General features: G+C 71.9%; 19 protein-coding genes and 1 riboswitch. Of the genes, 15 read left to right on the forward strand and 4 right to left on the reverse strand.

The window, feature by feature from the left end; genetic code table 11:
• Nucleotides 1-108: 108 nt before the first annotated feature.
• Nucleotides 109-576, reverse strand: coding sequence for a thioredoxin-dependent thiol peroxidase (gene bcp, locus LIU39_RS23300; RefSeq protein WP_227048805.1), 468 nt, complete (start codon nucleotides 574-576; stop codon nucleotides 109-111).
• A gap of 230 nt (nucleotides 577-806) precedes the next feature.
• Here bcp and LIU39_RS23305 point away from each other — a divergent pair, with 230 nt between their 5' ends.
• The 3 genes from LIU39_RS23305 (at nucleotide 807) to LIU39_RS23315 (ending at nucleotide 2033) form a co-directional block, all read left to right on the forward strand.
• Entirely contained in the window at nucleotides 807-1127 is a 321-nt protein-coding gene (locus LIU39_RS23305) for a DUF3618 domain-containing protein (RefSeq protein ID WP_227048806.1), read from the forward strand.
• A 97-nt stretch (nucleotides 1128-1224) separates the two neighbouring features.
• Nucleotides 1225-1527, forward strand: a complete 303-nt coding sequence (locus tag LIU39_RS23310) for a GroES family chaperonin (protein ID WP_227048872.1) — start codon at nucleotides 1225-1227, stop codon at nucleotides 1525-1527.
• An 86-nt stretch (nucleotides 1528-1613) separates the two neighbouring features.
• Nucleotides 1614-1681, forward strand: a riboswitch (guanidine-III (ykkC-III) riboswitch).
• A 31-nt stretch (nucleotides 1682-1712) separates the two neighbouring features.
• Nucleotides 1713-2033, forward strand: coding sequence for a DMT family transporter (locus LIU39_RS23315; RefSeq protein WP_227048807.1), 321 nt, complete (start codon nucleotides 1713-1715; stop codon nucleotides 2031-2033).
• Between the two features lie 20 nt (nucleotides 2034-2053).
• On the opposite strand, the gene LIU39_RS23320 is transcribed toward LIU39_RS23315, so the two are convergent.
• On the reverse strand, nucleotides 2054-4270 hold the full coding sequence (locus LIU39_RS23320) for a transglycosylase domain-containing protein (RefSeq protein ID WP_227048808.1): 2217 nt from the start codon (nucleotides 4268-4270) through the stop codon (nucleotides 2054-2056).
• 345 nt (nucleotides 4271-4615) lie between these two features.
• Between LIU39_RS23320 and LIU39_RS23325 the strand changes: the two genes are divergently transcribed.
• The 3 genes from LIU39_RS23325 to LIU39_RS23335 all read left to right on the forward strand — a co-directional run bounded on the left by LIU39_RS23325 (nucleotide 4616) and on the right by LIU39_RS23335 (nucleotide 7332).
• Complete coding sequence (locus LIU39_RS23325; protein ID WP_227048809.1) at nucleotides 4616-5413, forward strand: ABC transporter permease; 798 nt, start codon at nucleotides 4616-4618, stop codon at nucleotides 5411-5413.
• Between the two features lie 115 nt (nucleotides 5414-5528).
• The gene (locus tag LIU39_RS23330; protein ID WP_227048873.1) at nucleotides 5529-6293 is read left to right on the forward strand and encodes an ABC transporter permease; all 765 of its coding nucleotides are present in this window, start codon (nucleotides 5529-5531) and stop codon (nucleotides 6291-6293) included.
• 55 nt (nucleotides 6294-6348) lie between these two features.
• Complete coding sequence (locus LIU39_RS23335; RefSeq protein ID WP_264483157.1) at nucleotides 6349-7332, forward strand: ABC transporter ATP-binding protein; 984 nt, start codon at nucleotides 6349-6351, stop codon at nucleotides 7330-7332.
• 198 nt (nucleotides 7333-7530) lie between these two features.
• On the opposite strand, the gene LIU39_RS23340 is transcribed toward LIU39_RS23335, so the two are convergent.
• A complete protein-coding gene (locus LIU39_RS23340; RefSeq protein WP_227048877.1) occupies nucleotides 7531-7734 on the reverse strand; it encodes a hypothetical protein in 204 nt (67 codons plus the stop codon).
• Between LIU39_RS23340 and LIU39_RS23345 the strand changes: the two genes are divergently transcribed.
• Both LIU39_RS23345 and LIU39_RS23350 read left to right on the forward strand, forming a co-directional pair.
• The gene (locus tag LIU39_RS23345) at nucleotides 7715-8233 is read left to right on the forward strand and encodes a DUF5753 domain-containing protein (RefSeq protein WP_264483158.1); all 519 of its coding nucleotides are present in this window, start codon (nucleotides 7715-7717) and stop codon (nucleotides 8231-8233) included. The two genes, LIU39_RS23340 and LIU39_RS23345, sit on opposite strands and share 20 nt — an antisense overlap.
• On the forward strand, nucleotides 8230-8436 hold the full coding sequence (locus LIU39_RS23350; RefSeq protein WP_227048811.1) for a DUF397 domain-containing protein: 207 nt from the start codon (nucleotides 8230-8232) through the stop codon (nucleotides 8434-8436). Before LIU39_RS23345 ends, LIU39_RS23350 begins: the two co-directional genes overlap by 4 nt.
• A 95-nt stretch (nucleotides 8437-8531) precedes the next feature.
• Here the strand turns inward: LIU39_RS23350 and LIU39_RS23355 are convergent, their stop codons facing one another.
• Nucleotides 8532-9842 (reverse strand): SGNH/GDSL hydrolase family protein, encoded by a 1311-nt coding sequence (locus LIU39_RS23355; RefSeq protein WP_227048812.1) that lies wholly within the window; start codon nucleotides 9840-9842, stop codon nucleotides 8532-8534.
• Nucleotides 9843-10183: 341 nt separating this feature from the next.
• Between LIU39_RS23355 and LIU39_RS23360 the strand changes: the two genes are divergently transcribed.
• The 7 genes from LIU39_RS23360 (at nucleotide 10184) to LIU39_RS23390 (ending at nucleotide 16577) form a co-directional block, all read left to right on the forward strand.
• Nucleotides 10184-11500: a DUF445 domain-containing protein gene (locus tag LIU39_RS23360; RefSeq protein WP_227048813.1), complete on the forward strand. Its 1317-nt coding sequence runs from the start codon at nucleotides 10184-10186 to the stop codon at nucleotides 11498-11500.
• A 69-nt stretch (nucleotides 11501-11569) separates the two neighbouring features.
• Entirely contained in the window at nucleotides 11570-12346 is a 777-nt protein-coding gene (locus LIU39_RS23365; protein ID WP_227048814.1) for a class E sortase, read from the forward strand.
• 46 nt (nucleotides 12347-12392) lie between these two features.
• Entirely contained in the window at nucleotides 12393-12626 is a 234-nt protein-coding gene (locus tag LIU39_RS23370) for a DUF3311 domain-containing protein (protein WP_227048815.1), read from the forward strand.
• Nucleotides 12623-14155, forward strand: a complete 1533-nt coding sequence (locus tag LIU39_RS23375) for a sodium:solute symporter family protein (RefSeq protein WP_227048816.1) — start codon at nucleotides 12623-12625, stop codon at nucleotides 14153-14155. The genes LIU39_RS23370 and LIU39_RS23375 overlap by 4 nt, the downstream gene beginning before the upstream one ends.
• Nucleotides 14156-14363: 208 nt before the next feature.
• Complete coding sequence (locus tag LIU39_RS23380) at nucleotides 14364-14669, forward strand: DUF6412 domain-containing protein (RefSeq protein WP_227048817.1); 306 nt, start codon at nucleotides 14364-14366, stop codon at nucleotides 14667-14669.
• A gap of 124 nt (nucleotides 14670-14793) precedes the next feature.
• Nucleotides 14794-15567: a YidC/Oxa1 family membrane protein insertase gene (locus LIU39_RS23385; RefSeq protein WP_227048818.1), complete on the forward strand. Its 774-nt coding sequence runs from the start codon at nucleotides 14794-14796 to the stop codon at nucleotides 15565-15567.
• 152 nt (nucleotides 15568-15719) lie between these two features.
• The gene (locus LIU39_RS23390; protein WP_227048819.1) at nucleotides 15720-16577 is read left to right on the forward strand and encodes a fumarylacetoacetate hydrolase family protein; all 858 of its coding nucleotides are present in this window, start codon (nucleotides 15720-15722) and stop codon (nucleotides 16575-16577) included.
• The last annotated feature ends 50 nt before the right edge of the window (nucleotides 16578-16627 follow it).

The raw sequence follows: 16627 nt of genomic DNA on the forward strand, positions 1-16627 counted from the left end.
CTCCCCCGTAGGGGGAGAGGGGGGAGGGGGCGGGGGGAGCCGCACGGCGTCGAGAGGCTCACGGCCCAACAGGCTCGCAGCCCCAACAGCCTTACAGCCGCAACAGCCTTACAGCCCCAAGTCCTTGATGATCTTGGCGACGTGGCCGGTGGCCTTGACGTTGTAGAGCGCGCGCTCGACCTTGCCCTCCTCGTCGACGATGACGGTGGAGCGGATGACGCCGGTGACGGTCTTACCGTAGAGCTTCTTCTCGCCGAAGGCGCCGTATGCCTCCAGGACCTGCTTGTCGGGGTCGCCGACGAGGGTGACCTTGAGGTCTTCCTTCTCGCGGAACTTCGCGAGCTTCTCCGGCTTGTCGGGGGAGATGCCGATGACGTCGTAGCCGTGGCCGGCGAGGAAGTCGAGGTTGTCGGTGAAGTCGCACGCCTGCTTGGTGCAGCCGGGGGTCAGTGCGGCCGGGTAGAAGTAGACGATGACCTTGCGGCCCTTGTGGTCGGCGAGCGAGATCTCGTTGCCGTCCGCGTCGGGGAGGGTGAAGGCGGGGGCGGTGTCACCGGTCTGCAGTCGCTCGCTCATGTCTCTCCTTCGGATGGTTCGTACGCCCCCGAGATTACGGCTTCCGGAGGGCCGGCGGTGCGGTGCGGTGGAAGCCGCGGCTGCGCGGAACGGGGGTGCTGTGGGGCGCGGGCGGGTGCGAGCTGACAGACTGTCCTTCACGAATCGGCACGGACAGGATCTTGGCCGGTTCCGTACGGGGCTCGTGCCCGGTCCTGTACGCATCGGCCCGAGACGACGGAGGCAGCGCGGTGTCGGAAGCCAGGACCCCTGCGCAGATCGAGGCGGACATCGTCCGCCGGCGGCAGGATCTCGCCGTGACGCTGGACGAGATCGGTGTGCGGCTGCACCCGAAGACGATCATCGGTGAGGCGAAGGCGAAGACCGCCGAGGTGGTGGACCGGACGGCGGGGCGTGCGTATGTGGCCGCCAACCGCGCGGTCTCGGACGTGCGGGCCCAGCTGGTGTCGGAGGACGGCGCACCGCGGCTGGAGCGGATCGTTCCGGTTGCCATGGTCGGGGTGGGCGTGGTGGGCCTGCTGGTGATGCGCGCCAAGCGGCGTCGCGCCTGAACGGCGCCCGGCGGCCCGGCCGCTGTCCGGGTGCGGGTACGGTCGTGCCGTGAGCCCGAATAACACCAAGGACACCCACGACAAGCTGCCGATCCGGATGCTGCACGACCGCGTGCTGGTGCGGACGGACATTCCCGAGGGCGAGCGGCGCTCGACCGGGGGCATCGTCATTCCGGCGACCGCTGCCGTCGGCCGCCGTCTGGCCTGGGCGGAAGTGGTCGCCGTGGGCCAGAACGTGCGGACCGTCGAGGTGGGCGACCGGGTGCTGTACGACCCGGAGGACCGGGCCGAGGTCGAGGTGCGCGGCGTGGCGTATGTGCTGATGCGGGAGCGGGATCTGCATGCGGTGGCCGCGGAGCGTCTTGAGGGCTCGGACGATGCGACCGGGCTGTATCTGTAGTCGTCCGCAATCTGCGTCCGCAATCTGTAGGCATCCGTAGTTCTCGTTGACGATCGGGCGGTGACCGAGGTCACCGCCCGTTGTGCTGGGCTTTTGCTAGCCTCGAAGACACCCGACGAGACGCGCCGTACCGGGCAGGACAAGACGACGCACCCCTGTTGAAGGTCTTTCACGGAGGTGCCGTCATGGCATGGATTCTGCTGCTCGTCGCCGGCCTGCTGGAGGTCGGCTGGTCGATCGGGATGAAGTTCACCGAGGGGTTCACGCGCCTGTGGCCCAGTGTGTTCACAGGCGCGGGCATCATCGCGAGCATGCTGCTGCTGTCGATCGCCGCGCGGTCCCTGCCGATCGGCACGGCGTACGGCGTGTGGGTCGGTATCGGCGCCGCGGGTGCGGCGGTCGTCGGCATGCTGGTGCTCGGTGAGCCGGCCACCGCGGCGCGGATCTTCTTCATCTGTCTGCTGCTGGTGTCGGTGGTGGGGCTCAAGGCGACGTCAGGTCACTGAGCCGACGGCCAGGTCCTCGTTCAACGGCGGCCCGGCGGGCCTTCGTTGCCGCCGTACGGGCCCACGGTCGGGAAGTCTTCGGTGGGTGCGCCGGTCGGCGGTGCGGTGTCGGTCGGGAGGGTGCCGGTGGGTTCGGGCTCGCCGGGGCCGGTGTCCGTGGGCTCGCCTTCGCCCGGCTGCGGGGTGGTGGATCCGGAGTCCGATGGGTTGGGTTCCTGGGCGCCTGGCTCCAGTTGGAGGTCGAAGTCGCGGACCGGCTGTCCGTCGAGGACGGTCGCGGTGTAGTCGGCCCAGATCTCGGCGGGGAAGCCGCCGCCGTTGACCCGTGGCAGCCCGGCGGCGCCGTAGAGCGGTTCCTGGGCGGCGGTCTTGGGGTTCTGGCCCAACACGGCGACGACGGTGGCGAGTTCGGGCGTGTAGCCGGCGAACCAGGCGGCCTTGTCCCCTTCCGCTGTGCCGGTCTTGCCCGCCGCCGGGCGGCCCGCTGACTGCGCCGCGGTGGCGGTGCCGCCCTCGACGACGCTGCGCAGGATGGACGTGGTGGTGTCGGCCGCCGCCCGCCCGATGGCGGTGGCCTGGGGGCGTTCGGGGAGCGGGACGTCCGCGCCGGCCTTGGTGAGCTTGTCGACGAGGGTGTACGGGCGCTGTCGGCCGTGGTTGGCGAGGGTGGCGTACACCTGCGTCATGTCGAGGACGCTGGGGGTGGCGGTGCCCAGTGAGATGGCGCCCTGGGAGGTGGCGAGGCTGGGGGTGCCGGGCGGGATTCCCAGGCCGACGGCGGTGCTCTTGACCTTGTCGGGGCCGACGTCGATGCCCATCTGTGCGTAAACGGCGTTGACGGACTTGTCCATGGCCTCGGTGACGGTGATCGGGCCGTAGGAGCGGTCGTCCTCGTTGGCGGGGGCGAAGCCGGTGGGGCGGCCGTTGCTGAGGGTCATGCGTTTGTTGGTGCCGTCGTAGACGGTCTGGGGGGTGATGGGGCTGCCGTCCTGGGTGGTGGAGCCGTTCTGCACAGCGGAGGCGAAGACGATCGGCTTGAAGACGGAGCCCACTTGGTAGTCACGCCGGGTGGCGCCGTTGACGTACTGCTCGGCGTAGTCGATGCCGCCGTACATGGCGACGACCCGGCCGGTTTCCGGGGCGATGGAGGCGCCGCCGGCCCGGACGTAGGAGTCGGCCTTCCGGGTGTCGCTCAGCCGGTCCATCAGCCGGGTGTCGACGGCGTCGGTGAACGCCTCCTGGCGGTCCTTGTCGAGGGTGGTGGTGATGCGGTAGCCGCCGGAGCGCAGGGTGTCCTCGTCGACGATCTTGTGGTCGGTCAGGTAGTCGGTGACGGCCTTGACGACGTAGCCGCGCTGGCCGCTGAGTCCGGTGGGGGCCTTGGTGCGGCTGGGCGGGGGGAAGGTCATGGTGGCCCGGTCGGCGCGGCTGAGCCATTTCTTCTTCACCATGCCGTCCAGGACGTAGTTCCAGCGCGCCAGGACCCGTGCCTTGTTCTCGGGATGGGCGGTGATGTCGAAGGCGCTGGGGGAGTTGAGGAGGGTGGCCAGGTAGGCGCCCTGGGAGGTGGTGAGTTCGTCGGAGTTCTTGCCGTAGTACGCCTGGGCCGCGGCTTGGATGCCGTAGGCGTTGCGGCCGTAGTAGCTGGTGTTGAGGTAGCCCTGGAGGATCTTTTCCTTGCTCACCTCGCGGTCCAGCTTGATGGCGATGAAGAACTCCTTGGCCTTGCGGGTGACGGTCTGTTCCTGGCCGAGGTAGTAGTTCTTGACGTACTGCTGGGTGATGGTCGAGCCGGACTGTTTGCCCTTGCCGGTGGCGGTGTTCCAGGCGGCGCGGAGCATCGCGCCGGGGTCGACGGCCGATTCGGAGTAGAAGTCGCGGTCCTCGGCGGCGAGCACGGCCCGCTGGACGGTCCTGGGGATCTGGCTGAGCGGGACGTTCTCGCGGTTGACGTCGCCGTCGCGGGCCAGTTCCGTGCCGTCGGAGTAGAGGTAGACGTTGCTCTGGGCCTTGGCGGCGCTGTTGGCGGGCGGGATGTCGACGAGGAGGTAGCCGGCGATCAGGCCACCGCCGCCGACCAGCAGGATCACCAGCAGCGTGCCGAGGAGCAGCCGCCAGCCGGGGAGGAGGCGACGCCAGCCGGTGCGCCGCGGGCGGCGGCGGGGGCGCTCGGCCCAGGCGGCCGCCGGGTCGGAGGGCCCGTCGTGCTCCGGGCCGTGCTGCGGCTCTTCGCTCATGTCTGGTGGGACTCCTCTGCCGCCGCCGGGAGTGGTGCTGCGGCGGATCGGTGCCGTGTGGGGGATGCGCGCTACGTCGTGACAAGGCTTACCCGCCCCGGGACGTACTGTCGCATCATCTGTTCCTGTCCCGAGGGGTGGCACGCGCCCGGGACCGCTCCGCGCCCGGCCGGATGGGCCCCCTGTCTCGCCCGTACGGGTGATAAATCGATGGTGGTCGCTCCGGTTGCCGCAGTACGCTCCGGTGCTTTGCCGCCGTCCGCCGGCCGGTGCCGCGTTCGTCGGCCGGCCGACGGGCCCGCCGCTCGGGCGGCCGCGGCACCGAGAAGGAGAGGGAGCGCGCCGATGCTGTACACGGCCGTGGCGGCCGGCGGCTTCCGGCGGTACGCCACGTACCGGGTCGCCACCGCGGCCGGGGTGTTCACCAACACCGTCTTCGGCTTCATCGTCGCCTACTCGTACATCGCGCTGTGGAACGAGCGGCCGCACCTGGGCGGCTATGACCAGGCGCAGGCGCTGACCTTCGCCTGGACGGGGCAGGCGTTGCTGGCCGCCACCGCGATGATGGCGGGCGGCGGGATCGCCGAACTTCAGGAGCGGATCCGCAACGGGGACATCGCGGTGGATCTGCACCGGCCTGCCGACCTCCAGTCGTGGTGGCTTGCGGCGGATCTGGGGCGGGCGGGGTTCCAGCTGATCGGCCGCGGGGTGGTGCCGATGGCGGTGGGCGCCTGCTTCTTCGACCTGGCGCTGCCCGGGGAGGCGTGGACGTGGGGGCTGTTCCTGCTGTCGGCCGGGCTGGCCGTGGTGGTGAGTTTCGCGTTGCGCTATCTCGTCGCGGTGGCGTCGTTCTGGCTGCTGGACGGCTCGGGGCTGGCGGTGATCAGCGGGCTCGCGGCGATGTTCTTCTCCGGGATGGTGCTGCCGCTGCGGATCTTCCCGGACGGGTTCGGCCAGGTGGCGCAGTTGCTGCCGTGGGCGGCGCTGCTCCAGGTTCCGGCGGATGTGCTGCTCGGCGCGCGGACCGGGGGCGCGGTGGTGCGGGGGCTGGTGTTCCAGGCGGGCTGGGCGGTGGTGCTGCTGGCGCTGGGGCGGCTGATGCAGTCGGCGGCCACCAGGAAGGTGGTGGTGCACGGTGGTTGACGTCGACCCGGTACAGGCCGCCGTGACGGGGGAGTCGGCCGCTGCTCCGGGACGCGGCGGCGGGCGGGCCGCCGTGGTGGCGCAGGGGCTGCGGGTTTACGGGCTGATCGTGTGGATGTGGGTGCGTTCGACGCTCGCCTACCGGGCGTCGTTCGTGATGGCGGCGCTGGGCAACTTCGCGGCCAGCGCCCTGGACTTCGTCGCGCTCGTGCTGATGTTCTCCCGTATCGACGCGCTCGGCGGTTTCTCGCTGGCGGAGGTCGCCTTCCTGTACGGCACGGCCAGCACCTCGCTCGGGCTGGCCGATCTGCTGCTGGGCAGCATGGACCGGCTCGGCAGCCGGATCCGTGACGGCACCCTCGACATCTTGCTGCTGCGTCCGGTGCCGGTCTTCGCGCAGCTCGCGGCGGACCGTTTCGCGCTGCGCAGGCTGGGCCGGATCTCCCAGGCGCTGCTGGTGCTGGGGTGGTCGCTGGGCCGTCTTGACGTGGACTGGACGGCCGGCCGGGTGCTGATGGTGCCGCTGACGGTGGTGTGCGGCGCGGCCATTTTCGGGGCGGTCTTCACGCTGGGGGCCGCGTTCCAGTTCTGGGCCCAGGATGCCGCCGAGGTGCAGAACTCGTTCACGTACGGCGGCAACGCCATGCTGCAGTTCCCGCCGACGGTGTTCGCCAAGGATCTGGTGCGCGGGGTGACGTTCATCGTGCCGCTGGCGTTCGTGAACTGGCTGCCTGCGCTGTGGCTGCTGGGGCATGACGACCCGTTGGGGCTGCCGGGGTGGGTGGACTTCCTGGGGCCCGCGGTGGCCGTGGTGCTGTGGATGGTGGCGGGGCTTGCCTGGCGGTACGGGGTGCGCGCGTACCGGAGCACGGGGAGCTGAGGTGGTGCGGGAGACGACAGGAGGAGGAGCGGTGAGTGGTGCCGTAGGGGAAGCGCTGATCGAGGTGGCGGACGTCGAGAAGGTCTTCTCGGTGCGCCGCAAGGCGGGGCGGCTGCGGCGGGTGCGGCAGGAGGTGCGGGCGGTGGAGGGGCTGACGTTCACCGTGCCGCGTGGCGAGATGGTCGGCTACATCGGGCCGAACGGCGCGGGCAAGTCGACCACGATCAAGATGCTGACGGGCATTCTGACGCCCAGCGGCGGCCGCCTGCGGGTGGCAGGACTCGACCCCTCGCGCGAGCGCACCCGGCTCGCCCGCCGGATCGGGGTGGTGTTCGGACAGCGCACCACCCTGTGGTGGGACCTGCCGCTGAAGGACTCCTACGAGCTGGTGCGCCGGATGTACCGCGTCCCGGACGCCGCCTACCGGGCGAATCGCGAGCGGTGCGTGGAGCTGCTGGATCTGGGGCCGCTGCTCGATGTGCCGGTGCGGCAGCTGTCGTTGGGGCAGCGGATGCGCGGCGACATCGCGGCGGCACTGCTGCACGACCCCGAGGTGCTGTATCTGGACGAGCCGACGATCGGGCTCGACGTGATCAGCAAGGCGAAGGTGCGGGAGTTCCTGCGTGAGGTGAACACGGAGCGCGGCACCACCGTCCTGCTGACCACCCACGACCTGACCGACATCGAGCAGCTGTGCCGCCGGGTGATGGTCATCGACCACGGGCGGCTGGTGTACGACGGGCGGCTCGACGGGCTGCGGGCGGCCGGTGAGGGGGAGCGGACGCTGGTGGTCGACCTGGAGCGGGAACTGCCGCCGATCGACGGGCTGCCGGGGGCCCGTACGGTCAAGGTGGCCGGGCCGCGGCAGTGGCTGGCGTTCCCCGCGGGGCAGAGCGCGGCGCCGCTGGTCGCGGCGGTCGCCGCGCGCTATCCGCTGGTGGATCTCTCGATCCGCGAGCCGGACATCGAGGACGTCATCGCGCGGCTGTACGCGGGCGGTGTGCCGGGCGTGGCCGCCCCGCCCGCGGCCGGACGGTGAGGCACCGGGCCCGCCGCCCGGCCCGGCATTGCGGCGAGGTGGGGGCCGCCCGCTACCGGCAGTCCTGGCAGTTCACCGCACGCAGCTACCGCACGGCCGGCACGGGGGAGATCGTCCAGAGGGTGCCGAGGATGTGCGCGGCCACGTCGTCGGACCCGAATGGCCTTCTGCCGACCCGCACTTCCGCGAGGTAGCCCGTCACAGCACCTCACCCCGGCTCCGCGCGTTCACGAGGGCGATACCGGCGATCAGGTCGACGGCCTTCGGCTTCACGGGGGCCGCGGAGCCGTTCGAGCGCGCGTGGGGGGAGATCAGAAACGGGAGCTTGCTGGAGGGGTTTCCGGAGTACGTCACGCACGAGGCGCGGGCGGTCGAAATCCGGATGTTCCAGATCGGGGTCATCCCCGGCCTTCTTCAGACGCCCGCGTACGCAAGCGCTCTGGCGGGAGGTGGCGTACGTCGAGGGCCATCACACACGAACAGGATGCTGGACGCGTCTCGGTGCTGGCGGAGCGGCAGGCGACGCTGGTGCGCGCCAGGTCCCCCCACGATGCTTGTGGTGATGGATGAGAGTTGCATCCGTCGCCCGGTCGTCGGAGCCGAGGTCATGGACGAGCAGCTTCAACGCCTCGTGGAGTTCGCCGGGTTGCCGAACTCGATGCTTCAAGTTGCCCCGTACGACATAGGTGAGCGGCGCTCCTTCAACCTGTCGATCAATCTATTGACGTTGCCGGACCGGTCCGTGATCGCGTATGCGGAGTCCCGAGCCCAGGGGCACTTGGACCGCGAAGCGACCTTCGTACTGTCCGCGCTGTCCGCCTACCGTCAGTTGCAGGCCGAGTCGCTGTCCCAGGCGGAATCCGTGGCCGTGATAAGGCAGTTGAGAAAGGGCCCCTCGTGACGACCGAATCCCCCCGTTGGTTCAAGTCCTCCTACAGTGGTAACGGCGGCGAGTGCATCGAGATCGCTGCCAACCTCGTCGCCTCACGCGGCGTGGTCCCCGTCCGTGACTCCAAGGCCCCGCACGGCCCCGCGCTGAGCGTCCCGGCCACCGCTTTCACGTCCTTCGTCGCGGGTGTCAAGGCCGGGGAGTTCCGCGCCTGAGGCAGGTCGCGTGCGGTGCAAAGCCCCGTCGGGTCTCCAACTCCGGAGACCCGACGGGGCTTTCGTCCGCGCCGTCCGGAGCTGCCCGCCCGGCGTCAGAGCGAGGCGGGCGCCGGGCGCCTGAGGTGGTCGAGGTCGAGTGCGTCGGCCATCGCGCGGTAGCCCTGGTCGCTCGGGTGGAGGTGGTCGCCGGAGTCGTAGGAGGGCCGCAGCCGCAGGGGGTGGGCCGGGTCGCGGAGTGCCTTGTCGAAGTCCACGACCTCGTCGAAGACGGTGCCGGACCTGATGATCTTGTTGACCTGTTCGCGCACCTCGTTCAGCTTCGGTGAGTAGCCGCGGTGGCCGCCGAACGGGCTGAGCGTGCCGCCGGTGACCCGCAGCCCGCGGGCGTGCGCCTCGTCGACGATCTCCCGCATACCCGCGACGATCTTCTGCGGGTCGAGCTGCCGCGGCGACTTGAACAGGTCGTTCAGGCCGATCTCGACGACCACCGCCTTCACACCGGTGCGGGAGAGCGCGTCGCGCTCCAGCCGGGACAGCACACTGGGGCCGTTGTTCGGCGAGAAGCGGCTGCCGTTGACCAGCAGGCGGTTGCCGCTGATGCCCTGGTTGAGCACGCCGAGGCGGGGGGCGCCCGGCTCGTTGCGCAGCCGCTCGGCGAGGAAGTCCGTCCAGCGGTGGTTGGCGCCGACGGTGGAGGTGATGCCGTCGGTGATCGAGTCGCCGATGGCCACCACGGAGCCGTGCGCCTCCCGGCTCCAGACGTCCACGCCGGTCAGATAGCGCCAGTACGGGCTCTGCTCGGTGTAGGCGGCGCCGGTGTCGTCCTCCGTGCGGTCGCCGCGTGCCAGGTAGGAGGTCTGGCGGGCGTACGGGTGGTAGGTGGCGGGGCCCGAGGGGGACGGGGAGTAGGTGGTGACCAGGAGGTCGGTGTCGTGCGGCACGTTCAGCCTGACCGGGTCGCTGGTGACCGCGCCGCCCGCCGGGATGGTCACCGCCTGTCGGCCGCCGAAGGAGAGCCTGCGCATGCTGCCGGTCGCTGCGGTCGGATTGCTGGGGGTCGCGGCGAGCGCAAGTGAGGCGTGGCTGACCGGCAGCGGGCGGGTGCCGTAGAGGTTCGACAGCTGGATGCGGGCGCTGGAGCCGCCGACGCTGGTGTGCACGACGTTGCGGATCGACATGCCCGCGTAGCCGTCCAGGGTGCCCGGCTCGGCGGCCGCCGCTGCCGCCGACCAGGTGCCGACCCACTGGCCGGCCGTGGCGGGCGCCGCCGGGTCGCGGGGCGGGTTCGGCGAGGTGCCCAGGCCGCCGCCGTGGCCGCCGAAGCCGACGAAAATGGCGGTCGAGACGAGCACCACCACGGCCGCCAGGCCGGCGAGCAGGGCGTAGCCCACACTTTTGTTCATGCGGGACGGATCTCCTGGGACGGCGGAGCGGCAGGCTCCGGGCGGGCAGGGCGGCCGGATGCGGGAGCCCTCCGCGCCTTCGTGCGGGCGAAGTGCGGAGATCTCGCTCGTCCGGCGATCAGCGGCACCGTTGCGGTCCGATCGGTCCCCCATGGTCCCACGGAGAATCCGGGGGCGGCCCGGCGCCCTGACCGGCCCCCACGACGGGACGCGGGGAACTCGTGGTTCGTTCCGTGAAGAGGGCACAGTTGGGCATATGACGCCTCGCCCGGACGGGTGACGGCGCTCGCGGGTCCGGCATGATCCGAACGAGAGAGACCCTAGGCGGACGGGTGGAGTGGATGGAACGCACGCAGACGGACACGGCGCCGCAGCCGGACGTGGCGCCGGCCGGCGGTTTCGGCTACAGCGCCGCCGACGAGGAGAAGCGTCGCGCCGTACGGCGGATGAAGACGCTGGCCACCGGCCTGTTGCTGGGGGTCGCGCTGGTCTACGTCCTGGCGAAGTGGGCGGGATCGGCCGGGGCGGGCGGCTGGACGGGGTTCGTCGCGGCGGCCGCCGAGGCCGGGATGGTCGGCGCGCTGGCCGACTGGTTCGCGGTCACGGCACTGTTCAAGCGGCCGATGGGCCTGCCGATCCCGCACACCGCCATCATCCCCACCAAGAAGGACCAACTGGGGCAGAGTCTCGGTGACTTCGTCGGCGAGAACTTCCTCTCCGGCGAGGTCGTACGCCGCCGGCTGCGCTCCGTCGGCATCGGCCGCAGGCTCGGCGGCTGGCTGGCCGACGCGCACAACGCCGACCGGGTCACCGCCGAACTGTCCACCGCCCTGCGCGGCGCGCTCACCGTCCTGCGCGACTCCGACGTGCAGGCGGTGGTGGGCGAGGCGATCACCCGGCGGGCCGACGCGCAGGAGATCGCGCCCGGCATCGGCTCGATGCTGGAGAAGATCGTCGCGGACGGCGGCCACCGGCGGGTGGTGGACCTGGTGTGCGTCCGCGCCCACGACTGGCTGGTCGAGCACGGCGACTCCGTCATGACGGCGGTCTCCGGCGGCGCGCCCGGATGGACCCCGCGGTTCGTCGACCGCAAGGTGGGCGACCGGGTCTACAAGGAGCTGCTGCGGTTCGTCACCGAGATGCGTGACATGCCCGAGCACCCGGCGCGCGGCGCGGTGGACCGCTTCCTGACGGACTTCGCCGACGACCTCCGGCACGACCCGGAGACCAGGGCCCGCATCGAGCGCCTCAAGTCGGAGGTGCTGGGCCGCGGCGAGGTACAGGACCTGATCGCCTCCGCGTGGGGCGCGGTCCGCGCCATGATCGTGGCGGCCGCCGAGGACGAGCGCAGCGAACTGCGGCTGCGGGTACGGGCCGCCCTGCTCTCCCTCGGGCAGCGGCTCTCCCGCGACGGGCGGCTCCAGGACAAGGTCGACGGCTGGCTGGAGGGCGCCGTGGTCTACGTCGTGACGACGTATCAGGGCGAGATCACCTCCCTGATCACCGAGACCGTCGCCTCCTGGGACGCCGAGCACACCTCGAAGAAGATCGAGGCGCACATCGGCCGCGACCTCCAGTTCATCCGGATCAACGGCACGGTCGTCGGCGCGCTCGCCGGGCTGTGCATCTACGCCGTCTCGCGGGCGTTCGGCGGCTGACCAGGCCCCCGCGGGACGGGCCGCGTCCGCACTCTGGCGGCCTGTGCCCGCAGGGCCTACGGTGCCCGCGTGCGGGAGCGAAGAGCGGTCGGAGCGCGGGGGCGGCGCACGCGGCGGCCGCCGGCGGCGCGGGCCCTGTGGGGCTGCGGCGAGCTGGCGGTGACGCTCGGCGCGGTCCTGCTGCTGCTCGTCGTGCATCAGCTGTGGTGGACCAACTTTCAGGCGCAGCACGCCGCGCAGGACCGCGTCGGGCAGCTGGAGAGCGGGTGGGCGCGCGGGGCGGCGCCGGGAGCCGGAGCCACGGCGGACGGCCCGCAGGCGTCCGGTGCCGCTCCGGCCGCCACCGCGCAGCCCGGATCCACCGCCCGCCCCGCCGCCGATCCGCCGCCCCGTCCCGGCCTCGGATACGCCGTGCTGCGCATCCCGCGCATCGGCCTGCGCGCGCCGGTCGCCGAGGGGGTCGGCAGGGCGGCGGTCCTCAACCACGGCTACGTCGGGCACTATTCGCACACCGCGCAGCCCGGCGACGCGGGCAACGTCGCGCTGGCCGGGCACCGCAACACGCACGGCGAGCCGTTCCGCCGCCTCGACCGGCTGCGGCCCGGCGACACCGTCCGCATCGACACCGCGCGGGCGCGCTACCGCTACGTCGTCCGCAGCGTCCTGCCGCGGACCTCCCCCTCCGACACCGCCGTCATCGCCGCCGTGCCGCACAGCTCCGTGCACCCCTCGTACGGCTTCACCGCACCGGGCTCCTATCTGACGCTGACGACCTGCACACCAGAATTCACCTCCACCTACCGGCTGGTGGTCTGGGCCGAACTGCGGTCGGCGAGCCCCCGGTGACGGCCGCCGAGCCGCCGGCGTCCGGCACGCCCTAAGCTCTCGCCCCGTGCGAAACCAGACCCCCGGCGGCCGGCCCCCGGGTTCCCGCAAGCGCCCCGCGCTGCTGTGGCTGCTGCTGCCCTACGTCCTGTTCCTGGGGGTGCTGCCGCTCGTGAACCGGCTGACCCCCACCGTGTTCGGGTTGCCCTTCCTGATCTTCTGGATGCTGCTCGCGACGCTGCTGACGCCGCTCGCGGTGGGCCTTGCGTGGCGCGGTGACCTCCGAAGGCGGCGCCCGTGAAGGCCGCCGTCTCCACCTCGGTCTTCGGCGCCTTCATGGTGCTGACCGTCGTCCTCGGCCTGCTCGCGGTGCGCGGCCGGAAAAAGGGGCGGCGGGACACCGGGCTCGCCGAGTGGTCGGTGGGCGGCCGCAGCCTGGGCACCGCGTTCATCTGGGTGCTGATGGCCGGCGAGAGCTATACGAGCTTCAGCTACCTCGGCGCGGCCGGCTGGGGCTACAGGTTCGGCGCCCCGGTCCTCTACGTCATCGCCTACATGTCCTGCGGCTACGCGCTCGGCTACGTCGTCGGCCCGATGCTGTGGTCCTACGCGCGCCGCCACCAGCTGGTCGGCATCACCGACATCATCGCCCACCGCTACGGCAGGCCCTGGCTCGGCACCGCCGTCGCCCTGCTGGCCACCGTCTGCCTGCTGCCCTACATCCAGTTGCAGATCACCGGCATGGGCGTGGTCGTCTCGACGATCTCGTACGGCGCGATCAGCCTCAACTGGGCGTCTTTCCTGGGCTTTGCGATCACCACCGTGTTCGTCGTGGTCAGCGGGCTGCGCGGCAGTGCCTGGGTGTCGGTGCTCAAGGACGTCCTCGTCATCGTCACCCTCGCCTTCCTCGTGATCTACGTGCCGCTGCACTACTTCGGCGGCTACGGGCACTTCCTGGACCGGATCGTCCACGAGAAGCCGCAGTGGCTGACCTTCCCCGGGCACGAGTCCGGCGGCCTCGGCCAGGGCTGGTTCATCAGCACCACCCTCGTCAACTCGCTGACCGTGGTGATCTTCCCGACGACCGTGGCCGGCTACCTCGGCGCCCGCAGCGCCGACACCCTGCGCCGCAACGCCGTCTACCTGCCGGCCTACAACGTGCTGCTGTTCGTGCCGATGCTGCTCGGCATGGCCGCCCTGTTCGTGGTGCCGGGACTGACCGGCACGGACTCCGATCTCGCGCTGTTCCAACTGGTCGTGGACTCCCTGCCGGCCTGGGCGGTCGGCGTGATCGGAGTGGCGGCCGCGCTGTCGTCGATCGTGCCGATGGCCGTGTTCATGCTGGTCATCGGCACGATGTGGGGCAGGAGCGTGCTCGGCGCGATCCCCCGGCTCAACCGCGGGGACGACCGGTCGGCCGACCGGCGCCAGAAGCTGTGGTCGCAGGCGGTCGTGGTGGCCGCCGGATCGCTCGCCCTGCTGCTGACCTACACCGCCCCGAACACCCTCGTCCGGCTGTCCCTGATCTCGTACGAGGGCATGGCGCAGCTCGTGCCGATGCTGCTGCTGGGGCTGGTGTGGCGCCGGCTGACGCTGTACGGGGCGGTCGGCGGGCTTGCGGCCGGGGTCACCGTCGTCTGCGTGCTGGTCTTCAGCGGGCACGACCCGCTGTGGGGCGTCAACGCCGGGCTCATCGGGCTCGCGGTGAACCTGGCGGTCGCGCTGGCCGTCACCTGGCTCGGGCCGCGCCCCGCCGACCCGCGTCCGGACGCCGAAGTGCTGGCGCCGGCCGAGGAGTTCCCGCGCGCGGGACCGGCGCCGGCGGCCTGACCCGCCCGCCGCCTCGGCCCCACCGTTCCCCACCGCTCCGCCCGCCACCCGATGCGGGCGGAGCGGCGCGAAGATCACCCGCCGGTGTCCCGGCCGCCCGGACGTATGGCTACCCTGGGGCGGAACACGACAGTTCCTGCGGCCGCACGGCGCAGGGCACCGAACGCCGCCCGGTCCGCCCGGCGGCAGCGGCCACAGGAGGCGCCCGATGCACCGCATCGCCGATGCCTGGCGGCTCTACACCTCCACCCTGTTCTTCCTCCTCGCCGGCCTGCTGCTGACCCAGTCGGGCCTGACGTCCGCGCTCACCGCGGCCGCCACCACCGCCGCCGTCCTGCTGCTGTGCCGCGCCTTCCTGATCGCCGCCTGCGCCCGCCCGATGCCACCGGGCCGGGTCCGTACGGCGATCCGCGACCGCGAGCGGCGCACCGCCTTCCTGCCGCAACGCGATCCCGACGCGGCGGGCCGCCCCCGCCCCCGAGCACCCGGCCGCCGTCTCCCGACGGCCGCGTAGGCGCTCCGGCAGGCATTCCGCTTTCTGCTCTCGTCCCCCGAGACCCGCATGCCCCGCGCCCCGCGCGGCTCGTCACGCCGATTCCGCATTCCGGCACGACGAGACCCGTGGAGGGCTCCCACCCATGTCCGTATTCGGTTTTCTCGGCGATCTTCTGGGGCGCGGTGCCCAGGCGATCGACCCGCTCTTCGGCGCCTCGGCCACGGCCGTCGCCATCGTCCTGTTCACCCTCGCGGTACGCGCCGCCCTGCACCCGCTCGCCCGCGCCGCGGCCCGTGGCGAGAAGGCGCGCAGCGCGCTCGCCCCGCAGCTCGCCGCCCTCCAGCGCAAGCACAAGGGCAACCCCGAACGCCTCCAGAAGGCGACCGCCGCGCTGTACGCAGAGACCGGCGCATCGCCGCTGGCCGGCTGCCTGCCGACGCTGCTCCAGCTGCCGGTCTTCTTCGTCATGTACCACCTGTTCTCCACCGGCGGAGGCAGCCTGCTCGACCACACCCTGTTCGGCGCGCCGCTCGGCGGCAGCTGGCGTCAGGCGCTCGGCGACGGCGGGGTCTTCGGGCCGCACGGGCTGGTCTATCTCGGCCTGTTCGTCCTGATCGCCGCCGTCGCCACCTGGAACTTCCGCCGCGCGCGGGCCGCGGTGGCCGGCGCCCCGCAGCCGGACGCCGGGGGCGCCGCGCTGCCCGGCATGGCGGGGATGGCGAAGGTGATGCCGCTGCTGTCGTTCGGCACGCTGATCACGGTGGCCGTGGTGCCCCTCGCCGCCGGCCTCTACATGGTCACGACCACGACCTGGACGGCCTGCGAACGGGCCCTGCTGCACCGCGACCGCACCCGCGCCGAACCGGCACCCGCGGCCCGCGGCGGCGCGGCGCAACCCGCCGCCACCCCGCGGTGACTACCCAGTGGTAACGGTCCAGTCGGTGAACGCCGTCTTGCGGACTGCACCGCCTTCTTGGACGATCGGCCGAATCGCTCGATGGCCGTCCCCCATCGGCCGGCCCGGAAGTCCCTTCCAGGGCCGACCCTTCGACCACGGGAGTTGTACCGATGAAGCTGCTGCGTGTCGGAACGGCAGGGGCCGAACGCCCGGCGCTGCTCGACGCATCGGGGGTGCTGCGGGACCTGTCGGGCCTGGTGCCCGACATCGACGGCGCACTGCTCCGCGACGACGAAGCGCTGGCACGCATCCGTGCCGCGGACGCCTCGGGCACGCTGCCCGCGATCGAGGCCGCGGGGCTGCGCACCGGCCCGCCGGTCGCCGGGATCGGCAAGATCGTGTGCATCGGGCTGAACTACCACGATCACGCCCGGGAGACGGGGGCGGCCGCCCCCGCGGAGCCGATCCTCTTCATGAAGGCCCCGGACACCGTCGTCGGGCCCGACGACACCGTGCTGGTGCCCCGGGGCAGCGTGAAGACGGACTGGGAGGTCGAGCTGGCGGTCGTCATCGGCCGCACCGCCCGCTACCTGGAGACGGACGAGCAGGCGCTGGCCGCCGTCGCCGGCTACGCGGTGGCGCACGACGTCTCCGAGCGCGCGTTCCAGATCGAGCGCGGCGGCCAGTGGGACAAGGGCAAGAACTGCGAGACCTTCAACCCGCTCGGCCCCTGGCTGGTCACCGCGGACGAGGTCCCCGACCCGCAGGCGCTCGGCGTCCGGCTGTGGGTCAACGGCGAGCTGAAGCAGGACGGCACCACCGCCGAGCAGATCTTCCCGGTGGCCGAAGTGGTCCGCTACGTCAGCCAGTTCATGACCCTGTACCCGGGCGACGTCATCAACACCGGCACGCCGGCGGGGGTGGCGATGGGGCAGCCTGAGCCCAAGCCGTATCTCCGGGCGGGGGACGTCGTCGAGCTGGAGATCGACGGTCTGGGCCGACAGCGCCAGCCGCTCAAGGACGCCTGACCGCGCGCCCGGCGCGCTCCCGGGCATCCGGAGTATTCGGCACTACGGCA

Origin of the sequence: Streptomyces pinistramenti (assembly GCF_020564935.1) — a bacterium.
Lineage (GTDB): Bacteria > Actinomycetota > Actinomycetes > Streptomycetales > Streptomycetaceae > Streptomyces > Streptomyces pinistramenti.